This is a genomic window from Nocardioides sp. Root240 (genome assembly GCF_001428825.1).
Lineage (GTDB): Bacteria > Actinomycetota > Actinomycetes > Propionibacteriales > Nocardioidaceae > Nocardioides.
The window spans coordinates 220,353-237,730 of sequence record NZ_LMIT01000002.1; the positions used below are offsets into that span (position 1 = coordinate 220,353).

Sequence of the window (17,378 nt, forward strand, 5' to 3'; positions counted from 1 at the left end):
GGAACGTACCCAATTTTGGGTGTGGATCATCGGTCGTTGCGGCCGACGGCAGGACGACGGGGTGACGTCCGTCTCACGGGGCGGTGACGGTCACCGTGCGGGTGGCCGTCGTCGGCGCGCCCCAACCGTCGGTGACCGTCAGCGTGACCGTGTACGTGCCGGCTGCAGGGAAGACGTGGGAGGCGGACGACGCCGTCGCATTGGGTGTCGCGTCCCCCCACGCCCACTGGTAGCTGATGGTGTCGCCCGCGTCCGGGTCCTGGGACCCGACGGCGGAGAAGTTGCAGCTCAGGCCCGAGCACGCGGGCGGGTTGAGGACCGCGACCGGCGGTCGGTTCCCCGGGGGCGTGGTAATGACCAGTGCCTGGGTGGCCGTCGCCGTCACGCCCCACTCGTCGCGGGCCGTGAGGGTCACGGTGTAGGTCCCTGCGGCCGTGTAGGTGCGGGTCGGGACGGGGCCGGATCCACTGCCGTTCCCGAAGCTCCACGAGTACACCAGGGTGGTGGCGTTCTCGTCCGTGGACCCTCGGGCGTCGAAGGCACACACGTTCGCCGTACAGGTGGCGGTGAAGCTCGCCACCGGTGGGTTGTTGGGCGGGTGGACGACGGTCGCGTGCCGCTCGTAGATCACGCTCACGAAGTCGTGCTGGTCGATCGCGCGTACCCGCACCGTGTAGGCGCCCGGAGGGATGACAGGTGTGGTGTAGGAGAAGTTGGAGCCCGGCGTCCCCGGGCTGTTGAGGAAGGCCGTGCGCCAGCTCGCGGTGGTGCTGGTGAAGGTGCCCGACGAGCTCATGTACTGGCCCGACGCGTTGACGATCGCGACCCCGACCTCCTGCATCGCCTGGTCGTCCTCGGCCCGCCCGCTGACGAAGATCCTCCCGTCGAGGAACTCGGTGCCCTCGAGGGGGTTGAGGAGCGCCTCGTTCATCACCGGCGGCTGGTCGCCCGGGTAGATCGGGTAGCGCGCCGTCGCCCCGGTGGTGGACGGGTCCTGCTGCCCGGCGCTGTCGAAGGCGTAGGCCGTCACGGCCCAGTCGCCCTGCGAGGGCAGGGACACGCTCCGCGTCCACGACGTGGTCGTCGCCCCGGGACTGGCGAGCACGGCATCGAGGGTCGCGAAGTTCGCCGACATCGTCCCGTTGGGCTGCAGGTAGCGGCTGGTGTCGCGGTCCTGGAGAGCCACGCCGACCCGAGCCACGCCCTTGTCGTCGGTCGCGCTCCCGGCGAGGTCGAGCTGCAGGACCTGCAGCCCGGTCACGGTGCCGGTCACGTTCAGGGTGCCGTTCGGCGGGCTGTCACCGGGGATCTGGGCGTTGAGGGTGAGCCGGCCCTGGTTGGCCGAGGAGGTGCCCAGGCCGATGTCGTCCGACGCGCTCACGGTGAAGGTGTAGGTGCCGGGGCTGAGGTTGAACGGCGTCGTGTAGCTCCAGTTGTAGCTGGCCTGGTCCAGGTTCACGGGCGAGACCCGGTAGGAGCCGGCGGTCACGCTCGTGCCCCAGGACCCGTCGGAGGCGAGGCGTTCGCCGGTCGAGGTGTTGCGCAGCGTGATGGACACCTCGGACAGGGCCTCGTCGTCGTTCGCCGAACCGGAGAAGGTCAACGGGCTGCCGGGGCTCACCACGACGGGCTGGGCCGCGGTGGGCGGGACCATCGTGGCCGGCTGGGTGATCGACACGGTCGGCGGATGACCGTTCTCGGTCACGATCCAGCGCCGGTCGGCGGTGTCGAGGTCGGACTGGCCGGTCGTGTCGGTCGCGCGGGCCTGCGCCCACCACTCGTCCTCGTAGGGGACGGTGATCTCGTAGGACCACGTCGTGCTCGTCGCCCCGACCACGTCGGGTTCGACCTGGAAGGTGTTGTAGGTCCCCGAGACGCTCCCGTCGTCCTGCAGGTAGCGGTTCTGGCTGTCGCGGAGGGTGAAGCTCACGCCGTTGACGCCGAAGTCGTCGGAGGCGGTCCCGGTGATCGTGAACGTCAGGGACGCGACCGGGCTGCCCGGCCCGGACACGCTGGTGTCCGGCGGTTGGTCGCTCGTTCCGAAGGTCTCGAACTTCTTCGTCGCCTTGGTGTTGTCGGCCGTGCCATTGCCCGCGACCGCCCGTGCACGGACCAGCAGCTCGCGGTTGTTGGTCATCGTCAGCGGCATCCGCCAGGTCCGGGTGGTGCCCGTGCCGGGGTCGAGCGTCGCCGTGAACGTGTTGGAGGTCGTCGACCCCCACGTGGTCAGGTCGTCGTTGAGGTAACGACCCGACGCGCGGTCCATCACCTCGAGCTCGACGCGCTGGATGCCGCTGGCCGCCGTGGCCGATCCCGTGATCTCGTACGGCGTGCCGACCGGCTCGATCCGGCCCTCGATCGGTGCCGTGACCACCGTCTGGGTGCCGTTCTGGGTGGGGACGTTGGCGAAGTCGAAGAACGCGACGCGGCCGACGTTGTAGCTGCCCTTGGTGTTGCCGTCGCCGCCCACGAAGAGGCCGCGTGAGGTGGCCTCGATGTGCTTGTCACCCTCGTAGGAGTTGGACGGTGCGAACCACTCCAGGGCGTGCCCGTCGGACGGATCGAGGGCTGCGAGGTGGAAGCGCTTGACGACGGCGTCGCCGAGCGCGTAGGCGGACAGGCCCTGGCCGGTCCCGTAGCCGACGTCGTCGAGGCCGGGCCAGGGGACCGGCGCGGACGCGGACTCGGCCCACTGGAAGTGCCCGCCGACGTAGATGCCCGCCTCGGTGGCGGCCACCGAGTAGACCGAGTCGAAGTGACGCGAGATCCACAGCGGTTCCGCGTCGCTGTCGTCGTCGAGCGCATAGGCGATGACGGTGTCGTTGATCGGCGGCCGGTCGCCGCCCGAGCCGCTGGTGACGACGAAGTAGGAGTCGTCGGGACCGATGTCGCCGCCGTAGGCGCGCTGGATGCCGCCGACGAACTGGAGGTTGTCCTCCCACAGGGTGCTGCGCCACGGGGTCAGCTGGTTGGTGCGGGTGTTGATGATCGCGACGCCGTACCGGTCCTTGCCGTTGACCTGGCGACCGGTGTGGACCACGAGCAGGCGCCCCTCGTCGTGGGTGAGCTTGAGCCGTTGCACGGCGAGCTCGCCGTTGGTGCCGATGCCTCCGGTGATGTTGTTGACGAACTCGGGGCGCACCGTGCCGTTCGCCCCGTCGAGGGCGACCAGCGCCCCGCGCGGCACGTTGTTGATCGTGGTGAACCGCCCGCCGGCGTACACGGTCGTGTTGGTGACCGCCAGCTCGTTCACCTTGGCGTTGGCGTTGGCGGTGAAGCCCTCGACCGGCGCTCCCGTCGCGGGGTTCAGCCGGGCGATCGCCTTGCGACTCACGCCGTTGACGGTGCCGAAGTTGCCGGCGACGTAGAGCCTGGTCCCGTCCGGCGACGCCTCGACGGCGTCGACCTGGCCGTTGCCGAAGACCGGGCGGAAGGTCGTGTCGACCTGCCCCGTGCTCCAGTTGTACGCCGCCAGGTAGGCCTGGCTGACCGTCGCACCGTTGTTGGGCTGTCGGATCGAGGTGAAGGACCCGGCCACGTACACCCGGTTGCCGACGACCTCGATGTCCCAGATCTCGCCCGAGGTGATCGTCGGCTGGTTGGTGCGGGGGGTGTCCGGCACCAGGGCGGTGTGCCCGGGTGCGGGGTTCGGCGGTACGGCCGACGCGCTGCTGATCGCCTGGTCGGTGTGACCGTGGCCGTCGTCGACGGTGAGCGTGACCGTGCGGGTCCCGGCGCTCGCGTAGGTGTGCGCCGGCGCGACGCCGCTGCCGGTCTGGCCGTCGCCGAACTGCCAGCTGTAGGTCAGCGCGTCCTTGTCGGGGTCGAAGGAGTGGGCGGCGTCGAACTCACAGGTGAGTCCCGCGCAACCGGTCGTGAACTCGGCCACCGGCGGCTCGTTGGTCGCGGTCGCGTCGACACCGGGATCGAGCACGACGGAGAACATCGTCGACCGCGACACCGAGGTGCTGGTCGTGGCGGTGCGGCCCGGCACCGCGCCGACCGGTACCGATCCGTCGCTGTCGCCGAGGACGGCGCTGACCTTCCCGGTGCCCGTCGCGGTCGCCTGGCTGCGGGTCGACGTGCCGGCGGGCAGGGTCCAGGTCGTCGGGTCGGTGGACTTCTCGCTCCACACGCTCACCAGCCACGAGTTGGCGTGGGCGGCCGTCGTCGCCGGCGTCGTGTGGCTCGTGGCCGGGGCGTTCGCACCCCCCACGGCGGACGCCCCGACCACGGCCGGACCGGTGCTCCGATAGGCGGCGACCGTCATCACCGACTTCGCGTAGGCGCTCCCGGCGACGGTCACCGTGCGACCGCCGTCGGCGACGGTGGCACTGCGGGTCCATGCCCGGCCGCGGATGCCGTCGCCCTCGCGGGACTGCAACAGGTCCCAACCGGCCGGTGCGTCCAGGGTGCTCGACGTGGAGTTGGTGACGAGGAAGAGCACCAGGCGGTCTCCTGGCTCGATGCTCGACGGGATGGTCACCGAGTGCCCGGGCCGGTTGCCGGCCGTGCTGGCGGCGCCGACGAAGGTGATCTGTCCGGCCGTGACGGCGATGTCAGGGCTGACCTGCCGGGTCGTGACGTCCTGGCGCGTGCCGTCGTCGACGGTCAGCGTGACGGTGCGCGGCCCGGCGCCGGCGTAGGTGTGCTGCGGTGCCTGGCCGGTCCCGCTGCTGCCGTCGCCGAAGGTCCAGGTGTGGGTCAGGGTGTCGCCGTCCGGGTCGGAGGAGCCGGACGCGTCGAACGAGCAGACCAGGCCGCTGCAGGACGCGGTGAACTCGGCATGCGGCGGGTTGTCCGGAAGGTCGCCGGGACCGATCACCACGGAGAAGGTCGCCGAACGGGAGACCGAGGTGCTGGTGGTCGCCGTACGAGGGGCGGTGCTCCCGGTGGGCACGGCTCCCGCGGAGTCACCCCATGTCGCGCTGATCTTGCCGCTACCGGTCCCGGCGCCGGAACCTCTCGCGGTGACATTCGCCGGAAGCGTCCAGCTGGTGTCCGTCGACGACTTCTCCGCCCACATGCTGACCAGCCAGGAACCGGGACCGGCAACGGTGATGGCGGGCGCGACGTGGGCGGTGCCTGCCGTGTCCGCGCCGCCGGCGAGTGCGAGCACGGCCGGGACGGTGCCGGTGCTGCGGTAGGCGCTCACGGCGATCACCGACTTGGCCGCGGCGCTCGTCGTCACGGTGACATTGGCGTTCGCGTCGGTCGCCGTCGCGGTCCGGCGCCACAGCCGGGCGCGGATCCCGTCGCCGTCCCGTGCCGCGATGCTGGTCCATCCGGCGTCGGGCTCGGTGATCGTGCTGGTCGTGGAGTTGGTGGTCAGTGAGAGCAGGAGGACGTCGCCCGCCTGCACGGACGCGGGGACCCGGACGACGTGGGCCGTCCGGTTGCCGGCGGTGCTGGCGCTGGCGACGAAGGTGACCTCACCGGCCGCCGCGCGGGCGGGTGGGGAGAGTGGCGCGAGTGCGGGAACGAGCGCCAGGGCGATGATGGGGGTGATCGCCCGGGCGATGTGTCGGCGTAGTCGGCCGGGGACCGGTTGATGCCGACTCGTGGTGGTAGAACACATCTGCCTCACCCGTCCCCGCACTCGCATGGCCCTCTCGGTCCGGAGGGCTCTGTGATCCTGACAACCGCAGGCCGCCGGGGCATGACCGATTTTGGGCAGGATCGTCGGCGATCGGTGCCCCGCTGGTGCTGCTGCACGGCAGACGTCCCAAAAGTTGGGGGTATCCGCGCACCGCCCGATCCCGAGGCGCTGCCAGCACACATGATGGGGCGTTCATCGGGCGACCGGCCCGGTGCCGTCCCGTTGGTCGGGGGTGACCGGCATGACCCGAACGATCTCCGCCCGCGCCAGGCTGGCCCTCGGCGCACTCGTCGTCGCGCTCGGCGCGCTGGCGGGCACCGCGTGGGCGTCGTACGCCGGCCGCGAGCACGTCGCGACGGCGACGATCCTGCTCCACCCCCTCGAGGGGAATGCCTACAGCCCGGGTGGCCGGGGCGACGACCTGGTCAACCTGGAGACGGAGGCGCAGGTGCTGCGCTCCGACGCGGTCGCCCGGGCGGTGCTGCGCCGACTGGGGTCCTCCGGTACGCCGGCCCGGCTCCTCGCCTCCGTGTCCGTCGTCGTACCGCCGAACACCCAGCTGCTCGAGATCTCCGTCCGGGCCGGGGACGACGCGACGGCGGCGGAGCGGGCCTCGGCGTTCGGAGACGTCTACCTGGCCTTCCGCAAGTCGCGGACCGAGTCGTCGATCTTCGGCCGGACGTCGCGGCTGGAGGAGCTGGTCGGGGTCCGTGAGGGCGAGCGCAAGGCGGCCCTGGGCCGGCTCGAGAGACTGTCCTCGACGGCACCCGAGCGCCGCCTGCTCGAGCAGCAGGTCCAGGAGATCGTCGTCCAGATCGGTTCCCTGCGCGCCCAGCTCGCGACCGCCCAGGCGATCGGCCTGGACCCGGGACAGGTGGTCACGCCGGGGCACGTCGTGGCCGCCGGGCCGACCTCCGACCCACGCACGATGGCCCTGGTCGGGGGCGGCGCGGCGCTGCTGGCCGGACTCGCGGTCGCCGTGGTTCGCTCCGGCCGTCGCACCGTCACCCTCGTCGGCGACGCCGCCGCCGTGGCCGAGTGCGGCCTCCTGCCGCTGGGTGCCGTCGCGCCGCCGGTCGGTGCGGACGACGCCGTGATCGCCCGCGCGCGGTCCGTGGTGCTGGCCGTCGGCCCGGACCGTCCCCTGGTCGTGACGGTCGCACCGGTCACCGCCGGAGTTCCCACGACCTTCGACGCGCTCGTCGGTGCGTTCGCCAACGCGCGCTACGAGGTCGTCGCCATCGACCTCGCGCGCCTCCCGGACCGGGTCGCGCTCGCGGAGCTGGTCCTCCAACGTGCCTCGGTGAGCGACGTGCTGGTGCAGGTGGGCGAGTTCCGCAGCCACCTCCGACCGCTCGACGACCTCAGCGACGACGCCGGCTTCGCCGACCTGGTGGCGTCGGCACAGATGCGCCACTGCCTCGAGGACCTCGCGAAGCGTGCCGACCTGGTCCTGGTGGGCGCGCCGCCGTTGCGGTCACCCGTCGGCCGGGCCCTGCTGGCGGCATCGCGGGCGGTCGTCGTGGAGGCGCAGACCTCGGTGGTCACCCGCCCCGACCTGACGGAGCTCGTCGAGGAGGCCGCCCGGCTGGACGGCACGATCGCCGGCGTGGTCCTCGTGGGCGTCCCGGGTGCGTCGAGCGAGGTGACGGTGTGAGCCTGACGGCCGGCGCCGACGTCGGGGGGCACCTCCGGGCAGTGGCCCGGGGGAGCGCGGGCACCATGGCCGGCGCCGTCCTCAGCACGGTGGCGGGCTTCGGGCTCGTCCTGGTCGTGACGCGCAGCGTGTCCCCGGACACCGCGGGCCGGTTCTTCGCCGCCTCGGCCGTCTTCCTCGTCGCGCTCGCGGCATCGGGGCTCGGGACGGACACGGGTCTCGCGAGGTTCGTGCTCCGTTCGGGCGACCCGGCGCCGGCAGTCTGGTTGCTGCGCATCGCGGCGGTGCCGGTGCTGGTCACGTCCGGCCTGGTCGCCCTCGCGTTGGCCCTCGCCTGGCCCGACACCCGGTGGTTCGTGTGGGCGCTGCCGCTGGCGGCGGCATCGGACCTGTGCCTCGCGACGGTCCGCGCCCACGCGCAGTTCCGCTCGACGGTGCTGATCGACCGGGTGGTGCGCCCGCTCGTGCAGCTCGGGTCGGTCGCGGTGGTCGTCACCATCGACCAGTCCGGCGCCGTCCTCGGTGGAGCCTGGGCGGCTGGGTACGCCGTGAGCGCCCTGCTGTCCGTGCGTGCCCTGCGCCCGGTCCTGCGACGCGGCGCGAACCGGATCGGCGTGGGCGAGGAGCGGACGAGTCCGCGAGCGTTCTGGCAGTTCACCTGGCCCCGGGCCGTCGCCCGGATCGCACAGATGGCGGTGCAGAAGCTCGACATCGTCGTGGTGGCCTGGCTGCTCTCGCCGACCGACGCCGCGCTCTACGCGGTCGCGACACGGTTCGTCGTGTTCGGGCAGCTGGCCAACCAGGCCGTCTCGACGGTGGTGCAGCCCCGCTTCACCATGATCCTCGCCGCGCGCGGCGAGGAGGACCCCGCGGCGCTGAGCCGGATCTTCGCAGTGACCACGGGGTGGAGCATGTTGCTCGCCTGGCCCGTCTACCTCGGCGTCGCCGCGGCCCCCGCCGGCTACCTGGGCTGGTTCGGCGATGCCTACGTGTCCGGCGGGACCCGCGCCGTCGCCGTCGTCATGTGCTGCGGCATGCTCGTGGCCGTCGCGTCGGGTCCGGTCGACACCCTGCTGCTGATGACCGGACGCAGTGGCCTCAGCCTCGCGAACACCCTGGTCGCACTGGTCCTCGACATGGGCCTGTGCCTCGTGCTGGTTCCCCGGATGGGCATCGCCGGTGCCGCGACGGCGTGGGTCGCCGCCGTGGTCGTGCGGTGCCTGCTCGCGATGCGGCAGCTGCGCACGGACATCGGTCTGGCGGTCGAGGGTCGGGCCCTGCTGGGTACGGCGGCCCTTCCGATCGGCTGCATCCTCGTCCCGGTCGGCGCTGCCCAGCTCGCCGTCGGCCTGACGCCGACGACCTGGCTGCTGGCCTGCGCGGGTGCCGGAACGGTCTACCTCTGGGCGATGTGGCGGCTCCGGCGCCCACTGTCGGTGGACGTCTTCGTGTCGGGCCTGAGGCCCGGCGGCGAGCGGGTGCCGGCATGATCCGCACCGTTGCCGGGCGCGTCCGGCGCACGCTGCCGCCGCCGGCACGGCGCGCGGTGCGCGCCGCGCTGCTCGGCTGGGGGTGGGTGACCGCGGATCTCCGCGCGTCGCCCGGCCTGATCGTCGTGGGTGCCCAGCGTGCCGGCACCACGACCCTGTTCCGCCTCCTCAGCGAGCATCCCGGGCTGATCCGACCCTCGGTCGACAAGGGGACGGGCTACTTCGACGACGGCTACCGGCACGGTCGACGCTGGTACCGCGCGCACTTCCCGTTGCGTCGACCGGGCCGGTGGAGCCGGATCGCCTTCGAGTGCAGCGGCTACTACCTCTTCCACCCGCTCGCAGCCCAGCGCATCGCCGCGGAGCTCCCCGACTGCCAGGTCGTGGTGATGGTGCGCGATCCCGTCGCCCGCGCCCACTCGGCGCACCGGCACGAGCTGGCACGCGGCTTCGAGACGCTCCGGTTCGAGGAGGCGGTGGAGCGCGAGCACGAACGCACCGCGGGCCTGGCCGACTGGCTGGTCGCGGACCCGACGGGCGTCAGCTTCGCCCACCGCCACCACTCCTACCTCGCGCGAGGCGAGTACGCCGCCCAGGTCGACCGCTTCGTGACGGCCCTCGGGCGGGAGCGGGTCCACGTCGTCGACGCGGACGAGCTCTTCGCGGACCCGATCGGTGTGTACGTCGACCTGCAGCGGCAGCTGGGGCTCGAGGTCCACCGTCCGCGCGAGGTCAAGCGGTGGAACGAGCGCCCCGGCGAGCCGCTGCCCGACCCCCTCACAGCACGACTCCGCAGTCACTTCGACGACCACGACACGGCACTCGGCGTGCTCCTCGGCCACCCGCCGAGCTGGCGAAAGGAACAAGGATGACGGCAGCGCCCACCTCCCGCGGAAGGCACACGGTCCTCGACGCAGGGACACGACACCGGTTGGCGCGGGCCACGCGCTGGTACCCCGGCTCCCGGGAGGTGCCGTTGTCGCGGCTCCTCCTCGGTGGCCAGAACGGCACGACGGGGGACCAGTTCGCCGCTGCCCTCGGTGACCCGCTGTGGCCCTCGCGCCGGGTCGTCGACGGACCGCACGCCGAGGTGATCTCCCGGGGTGCGGGTCAGAGCGACCAGCAGATCCTGTTCTCGTCGTACGGGCGGATGGCGATGACGTGCATCCGGCACACGGGTCGCTACTTCGCCGCGACCGACGAGGCCGGCGTGGTCGCGCAGGCCCGCCAGTTCCTCGCCCGGGCCGGCGGCGAGCAGACCCGGATCGTGACCGGGGACCTGCACTCGGTGCCGGGGCTGCCGGTGCTCGTCGTCCCCATCGCGGACTCGGACTGCTGGCAGGTCCTCGACGGCCACCACCGGATCGCGCTCGCGGCCGCCGAAGGGAGGTCGACCGTCGCCGTCCGGGTCCGCCGGGGACGGGTGACGACGCCGCTGCAGGACCTGCTGCGGCGGATGTCGTGGCTCGGCGGCGGTCGCGAGCTGTACCAGCCGATCGACTCCCCGGAGCTCGACGCGAAGTGGCCGACCGTGCGCTGCTGCGTCGACCGGCTCGAGGCGATGGAGGCGTTCCTGCGCCTGCGGCTCCCGGCACTCTCGGGGAGCTACCTCGACGTGGCGAGCTGCTACGGGTGGTTCGTCGACGGGATGAGCCGGCTCGGCTTCGAGGCCGAGGGCATCGAGCAGGATCCGCTCGGGACGACCGTCGGGCGCCTGGTGTACGGCGTCGACCCCCAACGCATCCGGATCGGCGACGCGGCCGAGACCCTGCGCGGCACCCGCGAGCGGTGGGACGTGGTCTCCTGCTTCAGCCTGTTGCACCACTTCGTCCTCGGGCGGGGAAGCTGCGACGCCGACGAGCTCGTCCGCCTGCTGGACCGCGCGACGGGTCGCGTGCTCTTCATCGACACCGGGCAGGAGCACGAGAAGTGGTTCCGCTCCTCGCTCCGGGGCTGGAACCCCGACCACATCAGGCAGTACCTCCTCGACCACACGACGTTCGACGAGGTGCTCGACCTCGGCCCGGACCGGGACGCGGTCGGGCCGTACGCCGGCAACTACGGGCGCCACCTCTTCGCGTGCGTTCGCACCGATCGACCGGTCAGTGGCTGATGGACATGGAGCTGCTGGAGACCGCGGTCCAGCTGTGGCCCGGGGCCGAGGTCGTGCCGGCCGGCAGTGCGGCCGACGAGCGGCCGGTGCGGGCCCGGTACGCCGTGATCAGCAGGGCCCACGTGCCGACGGTCCTCGTCCCCGTCGAGTCCGCCGCTGCGGCCGGCGCCTCCCTGCGGCGGTTCAGCACGGCGTCGACCTGGTGGGACTCGACGGCACGCGCAGCCGCCGGGGCTGCCGTTCGGGCCGCGCCGGGTCTGCTCCGCCACCGCGTGGAGATCCGCGGTGGTGACGACAGCCTGGCCCAGCACCTGTCCGCGGTGCTCGGCACCGCGGTCACCTTCAGCATCACGATCGGCACCGCGCGGGTCAACCGGAAGCCGGTGCTGCAGGTCTTCGACGACGCCGGCCGGTGCCGGGCGTTCGCGAAGGTCGGCTGGTCGGACAGCACCGTCGCGGACGTGCTGGCGGAGGGCGCGGCGCTCGCCCGGCTCGGTGACATCGAGTTCCGGCACGTCGTACCCCCGGAGCTCCTCGCGAGGACGACGTGGCGCGGGCGCCCCGTCCTGGTCACCGGACCCCTCCAGCCGTCGGCCTGGTCGCGCCACCGGCGGGCCTGGGATCCGCCGGGGGTGGCGATGGCCGAGCTCGACGACTGGTTCTGCGAGGGCGAGCGCGAGCTCGTCGACTCCGACTGGTGGTGCCGGCGCTGGGAGATGGCCGGAGAGGTGGGCGACCCGGTGTCGCGCGGCCGGCTCGAGCGGGCCATGGAGCAGGTCGCGGTGGTCGCCGGTGAGCGCCCGGTCCGCTTCGGTGCGTGGCACGGCGACTGGACCCCGTGGAACATGGCCAACGCCGGGCAGGCCGTGCTGCTGTGGGACTGGGAGCGCTTCGCGACGGGCGTGCCCAGTGGGCTGGACCCGCTGCACTACGTCGTGAACGTGCTCAACGCCGGCGCTCCGGTCACCGCGGACGGCATCGTGTGGGCGTTGGCGCTGGCCGCTCATCACGACCGGAGCGTGGGCGGGCAGCCTCACGTGCAGAGCCTGCTCTACCTCGTGGAGATCCTCGCGCGCTACCTCCGGCTGACGCACGTTGCGGGCGGCGAGCACATCTCCGAACGGGCCATGCACACCCTGGTCGCCCTCGAACGCCTGACGGGACTTGACTGACCACACGGCCGGTCCAGCCCCGTCGGGCGTCGGAGCAGGGTTCAGCGGAGCCGGGTGGTCCCCGTCAGCGCCGACGCGAACGACTGGCGCTTCGCGGCGGTGCTCAGGCTCCAGTTCGCGACGCTGTTCAACGTGGTGTCGAAGTAGCTGTAGGCGATCCCGCCGTAGGTCCTCATGAGATCGACGCTGTCGCTGATCACCGCCGGGCGGGCCGCTGCCGCAGCGTCGGTGACGCCGGTCTCGCCGAGCCCCCAGCTGACGCCGACGGACTTGGCCCAGGTCGAGATCTTGCCGTAGTAGTCGGCGAAGTCGGTCCACTTGGTCGTGGTCCGCCCGTCCTTCGTCACGCCGTACTGCTGGTAGATGTCGAAGCCGGCCACGTCGACCTTGACGCCCCTCGGCCAGATCTCGGAGAGCCGGTACTGGGCGGCGCCGTAGAACTGGTTCCAGCCGGTCACCACGACGGTGAAGGCGACGTGGGGGGCCGTGGTGCGCACCAGGGGAGCGAGGTGCTCCTGCATCCGTCGCCATGCCTGGATGTCCCCGTCGCCCTCGGGCTCGTGGTGGAACGCGACCCACACCGGCCCACCGAGTGCCTCGAGGCGCTGGGCGATGTCCTTGGCCCATGCGTCCCCGCGGCCGGCGGCCATCTCCTCCCAGGAGCGGGGGAGCTTGAAGCTGATCCAGGGCAGGCGCCCGGCAGCCAGGTCGGTCCTCGCCGTCGCGATCGCCTTGTCGACACCGGAGGCGGTGAAGTAGGTACGCCGGACGGCGAGCCTGCCGCCCAGGGTGCTCTCCAGCGTCGAGGGATCGGTGTTGGACCCGTGCGCCGCGCCGACGTACACGCCGCACGACGGGATGCCCCGTGCCGACAGCGTGCAGCCGCTCGGGGGCGTCGTCGTGGAGGGAGCGGGTGCCGCGCTGCGGAACACGCGCGTCACGGTGAGGTCGTCGACGAAGACCCGGTTGCCCATCACGAGCCGGGGAGCACGCACCCGGACCCGCAGGGCCGAGTCGACCGCACGGGTGGTGATGCTCACCGGCAGGCGCCTCCAGACGGCGGGTCCGGCCACGAGGCGCACCCTGCGGGTCTGCAGGACACGACCGGCCTTGACCTCCTGGACGACGAGCGCCACGGTGCGGCGTGCCGATGCCCGGGCCCACCCGCGGACGACGTAGCGGGCTCCGGCGCGGTGCGCCCCGACCCGGCGTCCGGCCTGGACCGAGGCGGGCCCGGTCCGGACTGCCCGCAGCACGAGGGCTCGGGTCCCGTGGTGGCCCACGCCGACACGGGACAGCGCGACCCGGCTGTCGGCGACGCCCGCGAATCCGTCGAGCCTCCGCTCGAACGTACTGGTGTGCACTGCTGTGGATCCTGCCGACCGTGCGCTCGGCGTCACTGCGAGCAGGCCTGCGGCCAGTGCCACCAGGCCTGCGACCAGCCATGTCCATCGATTGGCGTGCGTCAACGTCCTCTACCCCTCCCTGGCCGGCGCGACGGGGTGTCGTGCGCCGGTCTCCCGTGTGGAACGTCAGGGATTCCATCGGCAGGGAGGAGGCAGCGGCGAATCGCTTACCCAAAATAGGGGAGGATGAGGATCAGATTCCGTGGCCCCGTCGGTGGGCGACGTCCAGGAGGCGCTCCGCGCTGACCAGGCGCAGGGCGACGACCGCGGCCAGGTAGGCCCGTGGCTCGCGGACCGATGCGCGCGCAGAGCTCAGGGCACAGGCGAACGCCTCGCGCCGGTGCAGCGCGGCCAGGGCGAACGCCTTGCGGCCGAGGAGCCGCGCCAGCGCACGGCGGTCCTCGTGGAAGACCGGGTGCTTGGCCAGGCCGTAGTCGATCGCCGCGGCGATGGTGGTCCAGTCGCGCGAGAACTGGGACGTGCCCCACCGGACCCGGACCAGGGGAGCCGCGACCAGGTGGAAGCCGCCGGCCTGGGCGGCACGGATCATCCAGTCGAAGTCCTCGCCGTAGCTGCCGGGGATCGCCTCGTCCACCAGTCCGATCGACGACAGGAGGGCCCGCCGGCGTACCACGACGGTGGAGGGGTGTGCCTCCATCACGCGGTGCCGGACGAGGTGGCGCAGCTCCAGGTCCGCGGGGGTGGGTACCCGGGTGTGGCGCTCGCCCTCGTAGGAGACCTCGATCCCGGTCACACAGGTCGCCGGTCCACCGGTCCGGAGGAGCTCGACCTGGCGGCCGAGCTTGTCGGGCAGCCACAGGTCGTCGTCGTCGCAGAACGCCACGAGCTCGCCCTGCCCCGCGAGGATCCCGGTGTTGCGCGCGCCGGCGAGGCCGGGACGACGACGGTTCGCCACGACCTCCACCGACCGGCCGGGACCGCGTTGCTCCAGGGAGTGATCGAGCTCGGTGCCGTCGAAGACGACGATGCAGCGGATCGTCCCGGCGTAGGTCTGGGAGAGGACGGCGGTGATCGCCTCGCGGACCAGCCGCGGGCGGTCGCGGGTCGCGATCACCACGTCGACGTCGGGCAGGTCCGCGTGCTCGCCGCTCACGGTACGCCGCCGCGAGCGCCGACGTCCTGCCGGTCGAGCAGCCCGGAGATCCGCCAGCACCGACGCAGGTTGACCAGGCTCGCGACCACGTAGAAGGCCAGTGCCACCGGGAGCCCGGTGGCGGCTGCCCCCGGTCCGACGATCGGGAGCAGGCCCAGCACGAGCGTCTCGGCCTCCACGGACCACGGAACCGGTCGCATCCCCGCCCGTCGGCACAACCGCAGCCAGCCGTCCACGACCGGCAGGCCGGTGGCCTGCGGGATGCGGGCGCTGCCCGCCCCGCGGTCCGCCACCCGGGCCAGGAGCTTGCGGTGGGCCAGCGCCCAGCCGTAGGTCCCTAGCGCACCCAGGAGCGCGCCGGCCAGCAGGGGATCGACACGGTGGGTGCGCACGGCCCACCAGGACAGGGCCGCGTACGCCGCGGTCACGCAGACCACGTCCGTCGCGACGTCGAGGAGGGCACCGCGGTGGGAGCTGCTCTGCTGGGACCGAGCGACCTTGCCGTCGAGGCAGTCCGCGAGGAAGCGCAGCAGGAACAGGGCTCCGCCCAGCCGCAGCAGACCGCCCGCCAGACTGGCGGCGGCAGCGACCCCGAGCAGGCCGGAGGCGGCGGTGATCCGGTTCGGGGTGATCGTGCGGTGCGGTGCCAGCACCCGCGCCAGGGGATCCACCAGGGGATCGATCGCGACCCGGGTCCAGATGTCGCGCGTCGGGGTCACGCCGTCCACGCGGAGCTCCTCCGTCCGGCGCGCGCGAGGCGCACACCCGCGAGGCCGACCAGGACGCCCAGGGCCAGCCCGCTCGTGACCGGCACCGAGCGATCGGGTGCCAGCCTGTGCACCTCGCCCACCCGGAGCACCCGCCCCGCCTCGGGGCGGTGGGTCGTGAGGTGATCGATCGCGGAGCGCAGGTACTGGCGTGAGGTGGTCCAGGCGGGATCGAGCGGATCCGTCGCGGCCAGGCTCGTCCTGAGACGGGCGACGAGATCGGCCCGTCGGCCGTCGAGGAACTCCTGCCGCTCGTGGAGGTACTCCTCCGCGACGGCCCGGGCCGCCGGCGACGGATCCTGCGGCGTCGGCGTGGTCACCGTCATCTCGACGACCGCCGACAGTGGCGGAGCCGTCACCTCGACGTCGTCACGGAGATCGCTGGTGCGGACCCCCGAACGGGCGCCGGCCCTACTGAGCGCGCGTTCCGAGAGCAGGAGCGAGGCCTCGGTGTCGACGCTGCTCGTGGTGGGGACGGCGGCGGAGCTGTCCTTCTCGAGCGCTGCCGCCTCCTCGCCGACGTCGAGGTAGGTGGGCGTCGGTGTCAGTCCCACGGCGACGGTGGACGCGAGGTGCGCGTCGGAGGTCGCGCTGGCGAGCACGCCGAGGAGCGCGCCCGTCGATGCGACACCGGCCACGACGAGCACGGCGGTCCGGTCGACCCGAGGCAACCGGTGGCTGCGCCCCTCCTGGCGCCAGGCCAGCCCGACGGCGGCCATGACCAGCAGCATCGGCAGGCCCAGGGTGTCGTACACCGTCATCTGGAGCAGGAAGATGCCGACCACGAAGGTCGCGACGGTCGTGCTGACGTCGCGACAGCGCACGACGCGGGCGAGGACGAGCACGAAGAAGCCCAGGAAGAGGACGGCTCCGACCCAGCCCTGGGAGAAGAGCAGCAACCAGAGCTGGCCCTGCGTCCCCAGGGGCGGCACCCCGCACGCGGCGCAGTCCGGGGTGGACCCACCCGCGATCGACTCGAAGGTGCCCGCCGTGTCGCGCGTGCTCCCGAAGCCCACGGCGGGTGAGCCCTCGGTCATCGAGCTGACGGTCGCGACGAGCAGCTGGGACCTCCTGTCGTTGCTGTGCGGATGATCGATCCGGGACTGCACGGTGTCGCCGAGTGGGGTGGACGTCAGGGCGACCCCCGCGAAGATGACCGTGGCCACGAGCCCGGTCAGAGCGACCGGGTTGCGCCGGAGCGCGGCCAGCACCAGCAGGCCGACGGCGGCCGCCCCGAGGGCGATCCACAGTCCCCGGTTGAGGCTCATCACCACCGGGATGGCGGCCGCCGCGACGACGGGCGCCGCACACCACCGCCACTTGCGGGGCGCGGAGGCCATCGCGGCCACGAAGAACACCAGGGAGAGGGCCAGCACGCTGCCCCACGTGTTGGTGTAGGGGAACGGTGCCTTGGGACGCGGCTCCGGGTCGCCGAGCACCTCCTGGACGTCCGCCACCTCGGCGGACACCAGGGTGTGGACGAACTCGTTGGCCGTCAGCTGGTGCGGAAGAACGCGTTCGGCCAGCGTGGTCACGGTGAGCTCCGGACTGCTCACGCCCACCACGCCGCCGATCACCGCGACGACGAAGACGGAGGCGAAGACCCGGTGCACGAGCCGATCGGGCAGGAGGCTCGCCGGGGTGTTGCCGATCCAGAGCAGCAGGATGCTGCAGCCGACGTACCACGACAACCGGAAGCCGAAGACGAGGATCCGGGTCCCGCCGTCGGCATCGACCGCTCCCGGCGCCGTCGACCACAACGTGCCGAGGCCGAGCAGCACCCAGAGCAGGAAGAGCAGCCACCAGGCGAAGTGCGGCGGGACGAGCATCCTGCGTCGGGCCCACAGGTCCCAGGCCATCGGGACCACGACCAGCAGGGGGACCAGGGAGGCGACACCGACCAGCCACCACAGGGGCAGTCCGACGATGCCGACGACGAATGCCCGGCGCGCGACCCTCGTTGTCGGAGGTTCGGTCCGATGTCCCTCCGCCATGGGCCAAGCCAACCGTCTCGACGGGCCCGGCCGACTCATCAAATTTGGGTGAGTATCGCTGCGAGC

The 17,378-nt window shown here is 72.5% G+C and carries 10 protein-coding genes; 5 read left to right on the forward strand and 5 right to left on the reverse strand.

Annotation, left to right across the window (positions count from 1 at the left end):
• Positions 1-73: 73 nt before the first annotated feature.
• A complete protein-coding gene (locus ASE20_RS04095; protein ID WP_162261037.1) occupies positions 74-5,578 on the reverse strand; it encodes a PKD domain-containing protein in 5,505 nt (1,834 codons plus the stop codon).
• Positions 5,579-5,840: 262 nt separating this feature from the next.
• Here ASE20_RS04095 and ASE20_RS04100 point away from each other — a divergent pair, with 262 nt between their 5' ends.
• From ASE20_RS04100 to ASE20_RS04120, 5 genes are all read left to right on the forward strand, one after another.
• Positions 5,841-7,256, forward strand: coding sequence for a hypothetical protein (locus tag ASE20_RS04100; RefSeq protein ID WP_157538646.1), 1,416 nt, complete (start codon positions 5,841-5,843; stop codon positions 7,254-7,256).
• The gene (locus tag ASE20_RS04105; protein ID WP_056893269.1) at positions 7,253-8,746 is read left to right on the forward strand and encodes a polysaccharide biosynthesis C-terminal domain-containing protein; all 1,494 of its coding nucleotides are present in this window, start codon (positions 7,253-7,255) and stop codon (positions 8,744-8,746) included. The genes ASE20_RS04100 and ASE20_RS04105 overlap by 4 nt, the downstream gene beginning before the upstream one ends.
• A complete protein-coding gene (locus tag ASE20_RS04110) occupies positions 8,743-9,618 on the forward strand; it encodes a sulfotransferase family protein (RefSeq protein WP_056893270.1) in 876 nt (291 codons plus the stop codon). Before ASE20_RS04105 ends, ASE20_RS04110 begins: the two co-directional genes overlap by 4 nt.
• A gap of 104 nt (positions 9,619-9,722) precedes the next feature.
• A complete protein-coding gene (locus tag ASE20_RS04115) occupies positions 9,723-10,859 on the forward strand; it encodes a hypothetical protein (RefSeq protein ID WP_157538647.1) in 1,137 nt (378 codons plus the stop codon).
• Between the two features lie 5 nt (positions 10,860-10,864).
• Positions 10,865-12,031 (forward strand): hypothetical protein, encoded by a 1,167-nt coding sequence (locus tag ASE20_RS04120; protein WP_157538648.1) that lies wholly within the window; start codon positions 10,865-10,867, stop codon positions 12,029-12,031.
• 41 nt (positions 12,032-12,072) lie between these two features.
• Here ASE20_RS04120 and ASE20_RS04125 read toward each other — a convergent pair whose 3' ends face one another.
• The 4 genes from ASE20_RS04125 to ASE20_RS24590 all read right to left on the reverse strand — a co-directional run bounded on the left by ASE20_RS04125 (position 12,073) and on the right by ASE20_RS24590 (position 17,312).
• The gene (locus tag ASE20_RS04125) at positions 12,073-13,395 is read right to left on the reverse strand and encodes a cellulase family glycosylhydrolase (protein WP_056893273.1); all 1,323 of its coding nucleotides are present in this window, start codon (positions 13,393-13,395) and stop codon (positions 12,073-12,075) included.
• A 235-nt stretch (positions 13,396-13,630) separates the two neighbouring features.
• Entirely contained in the window at positions 13,631-14,551 is a 921-nt protein-coding gene (locus ASE20_RS24955) for a glycosyltransferase family 2 protein (protein ID WP_056893274.1), read from the reverse strand.
• The gene (locus ASE20_RS24960; RefSeq protein WP_056893275.1) at positions 14,548-15,279 is read right to left on the reverse strand and encodes a CDP-alcohol phosphatidyltransferase family protein; all 732 of its coding nucleotides are present in this window, start codon (positions 15,277-15,279) and stop codon (positions 14,548-14,550) included. The genes ASE20_RS24955 and ASE20_RS24960 overlap by 4 nt, the downstream gene beginning before the upstream one ends.
• Positions 15,267-17,312 carry a hypothetical protein gene (locus ASE20_RS24590; RefSeq protein ID WP_056893276.1) on the reverse strand — a complete coding sequence of 682 codons (2,046 nt, stop codon included), beginning with the start codon at positions 17,310-17,312 and terminating at the stop codon, positions 15,267-15,269. The genes ASE20_RS24960 and ASE20_RS24590 overlap by 13 nt, the downstream gene beginning before the upstream one ends.
• Between the last annotated feature and the right edge of the window lie 66 nt (positions 17,313-17,378).

What these genes read in the sequence shown, in the direction of transcription:
- ASE20_RS04100 (WP_157538646.1), top strand. Translation starts at nt 5,841, where the DNA reads ATGACCCGAACGATCTCCGCCCGCGCCAGGCTGGCCCTCGGCGCACTC.
- ASE20_RS04110 (WP_056893270.1), top strand. Translation starts at nt 8,743, where the DNA reads ATGATCCGCACCGTTGCCGGGCGCGTCCGGCGCACGCTGCCGCCGCCG.
- ASE20_RS04120 (WP_157538648.1), top strand. Translation starts at nt 10,865, where the DNA reads ATGGAGCTGCTGGAGACCGCGGTCCAGCTGTGGCCCGGGGCCGAGGTC.
- ASE20_RS24590 (WP_056893276.1), bottom strand. Translation starts at nt 17,312, where the DNA reads ATGGCGGAGGGACATCGGACCGAACCTCCGACAACGAGGGTCGCGCGC.
- ASE20_RS04095 (WP_162261037.1), bottom strand. Translation starts at nt 5,578, where the DNA reads ATGTGTTCTACCACCACGAGTCGGCATCAACCGGTCCCCGGCCGACTA.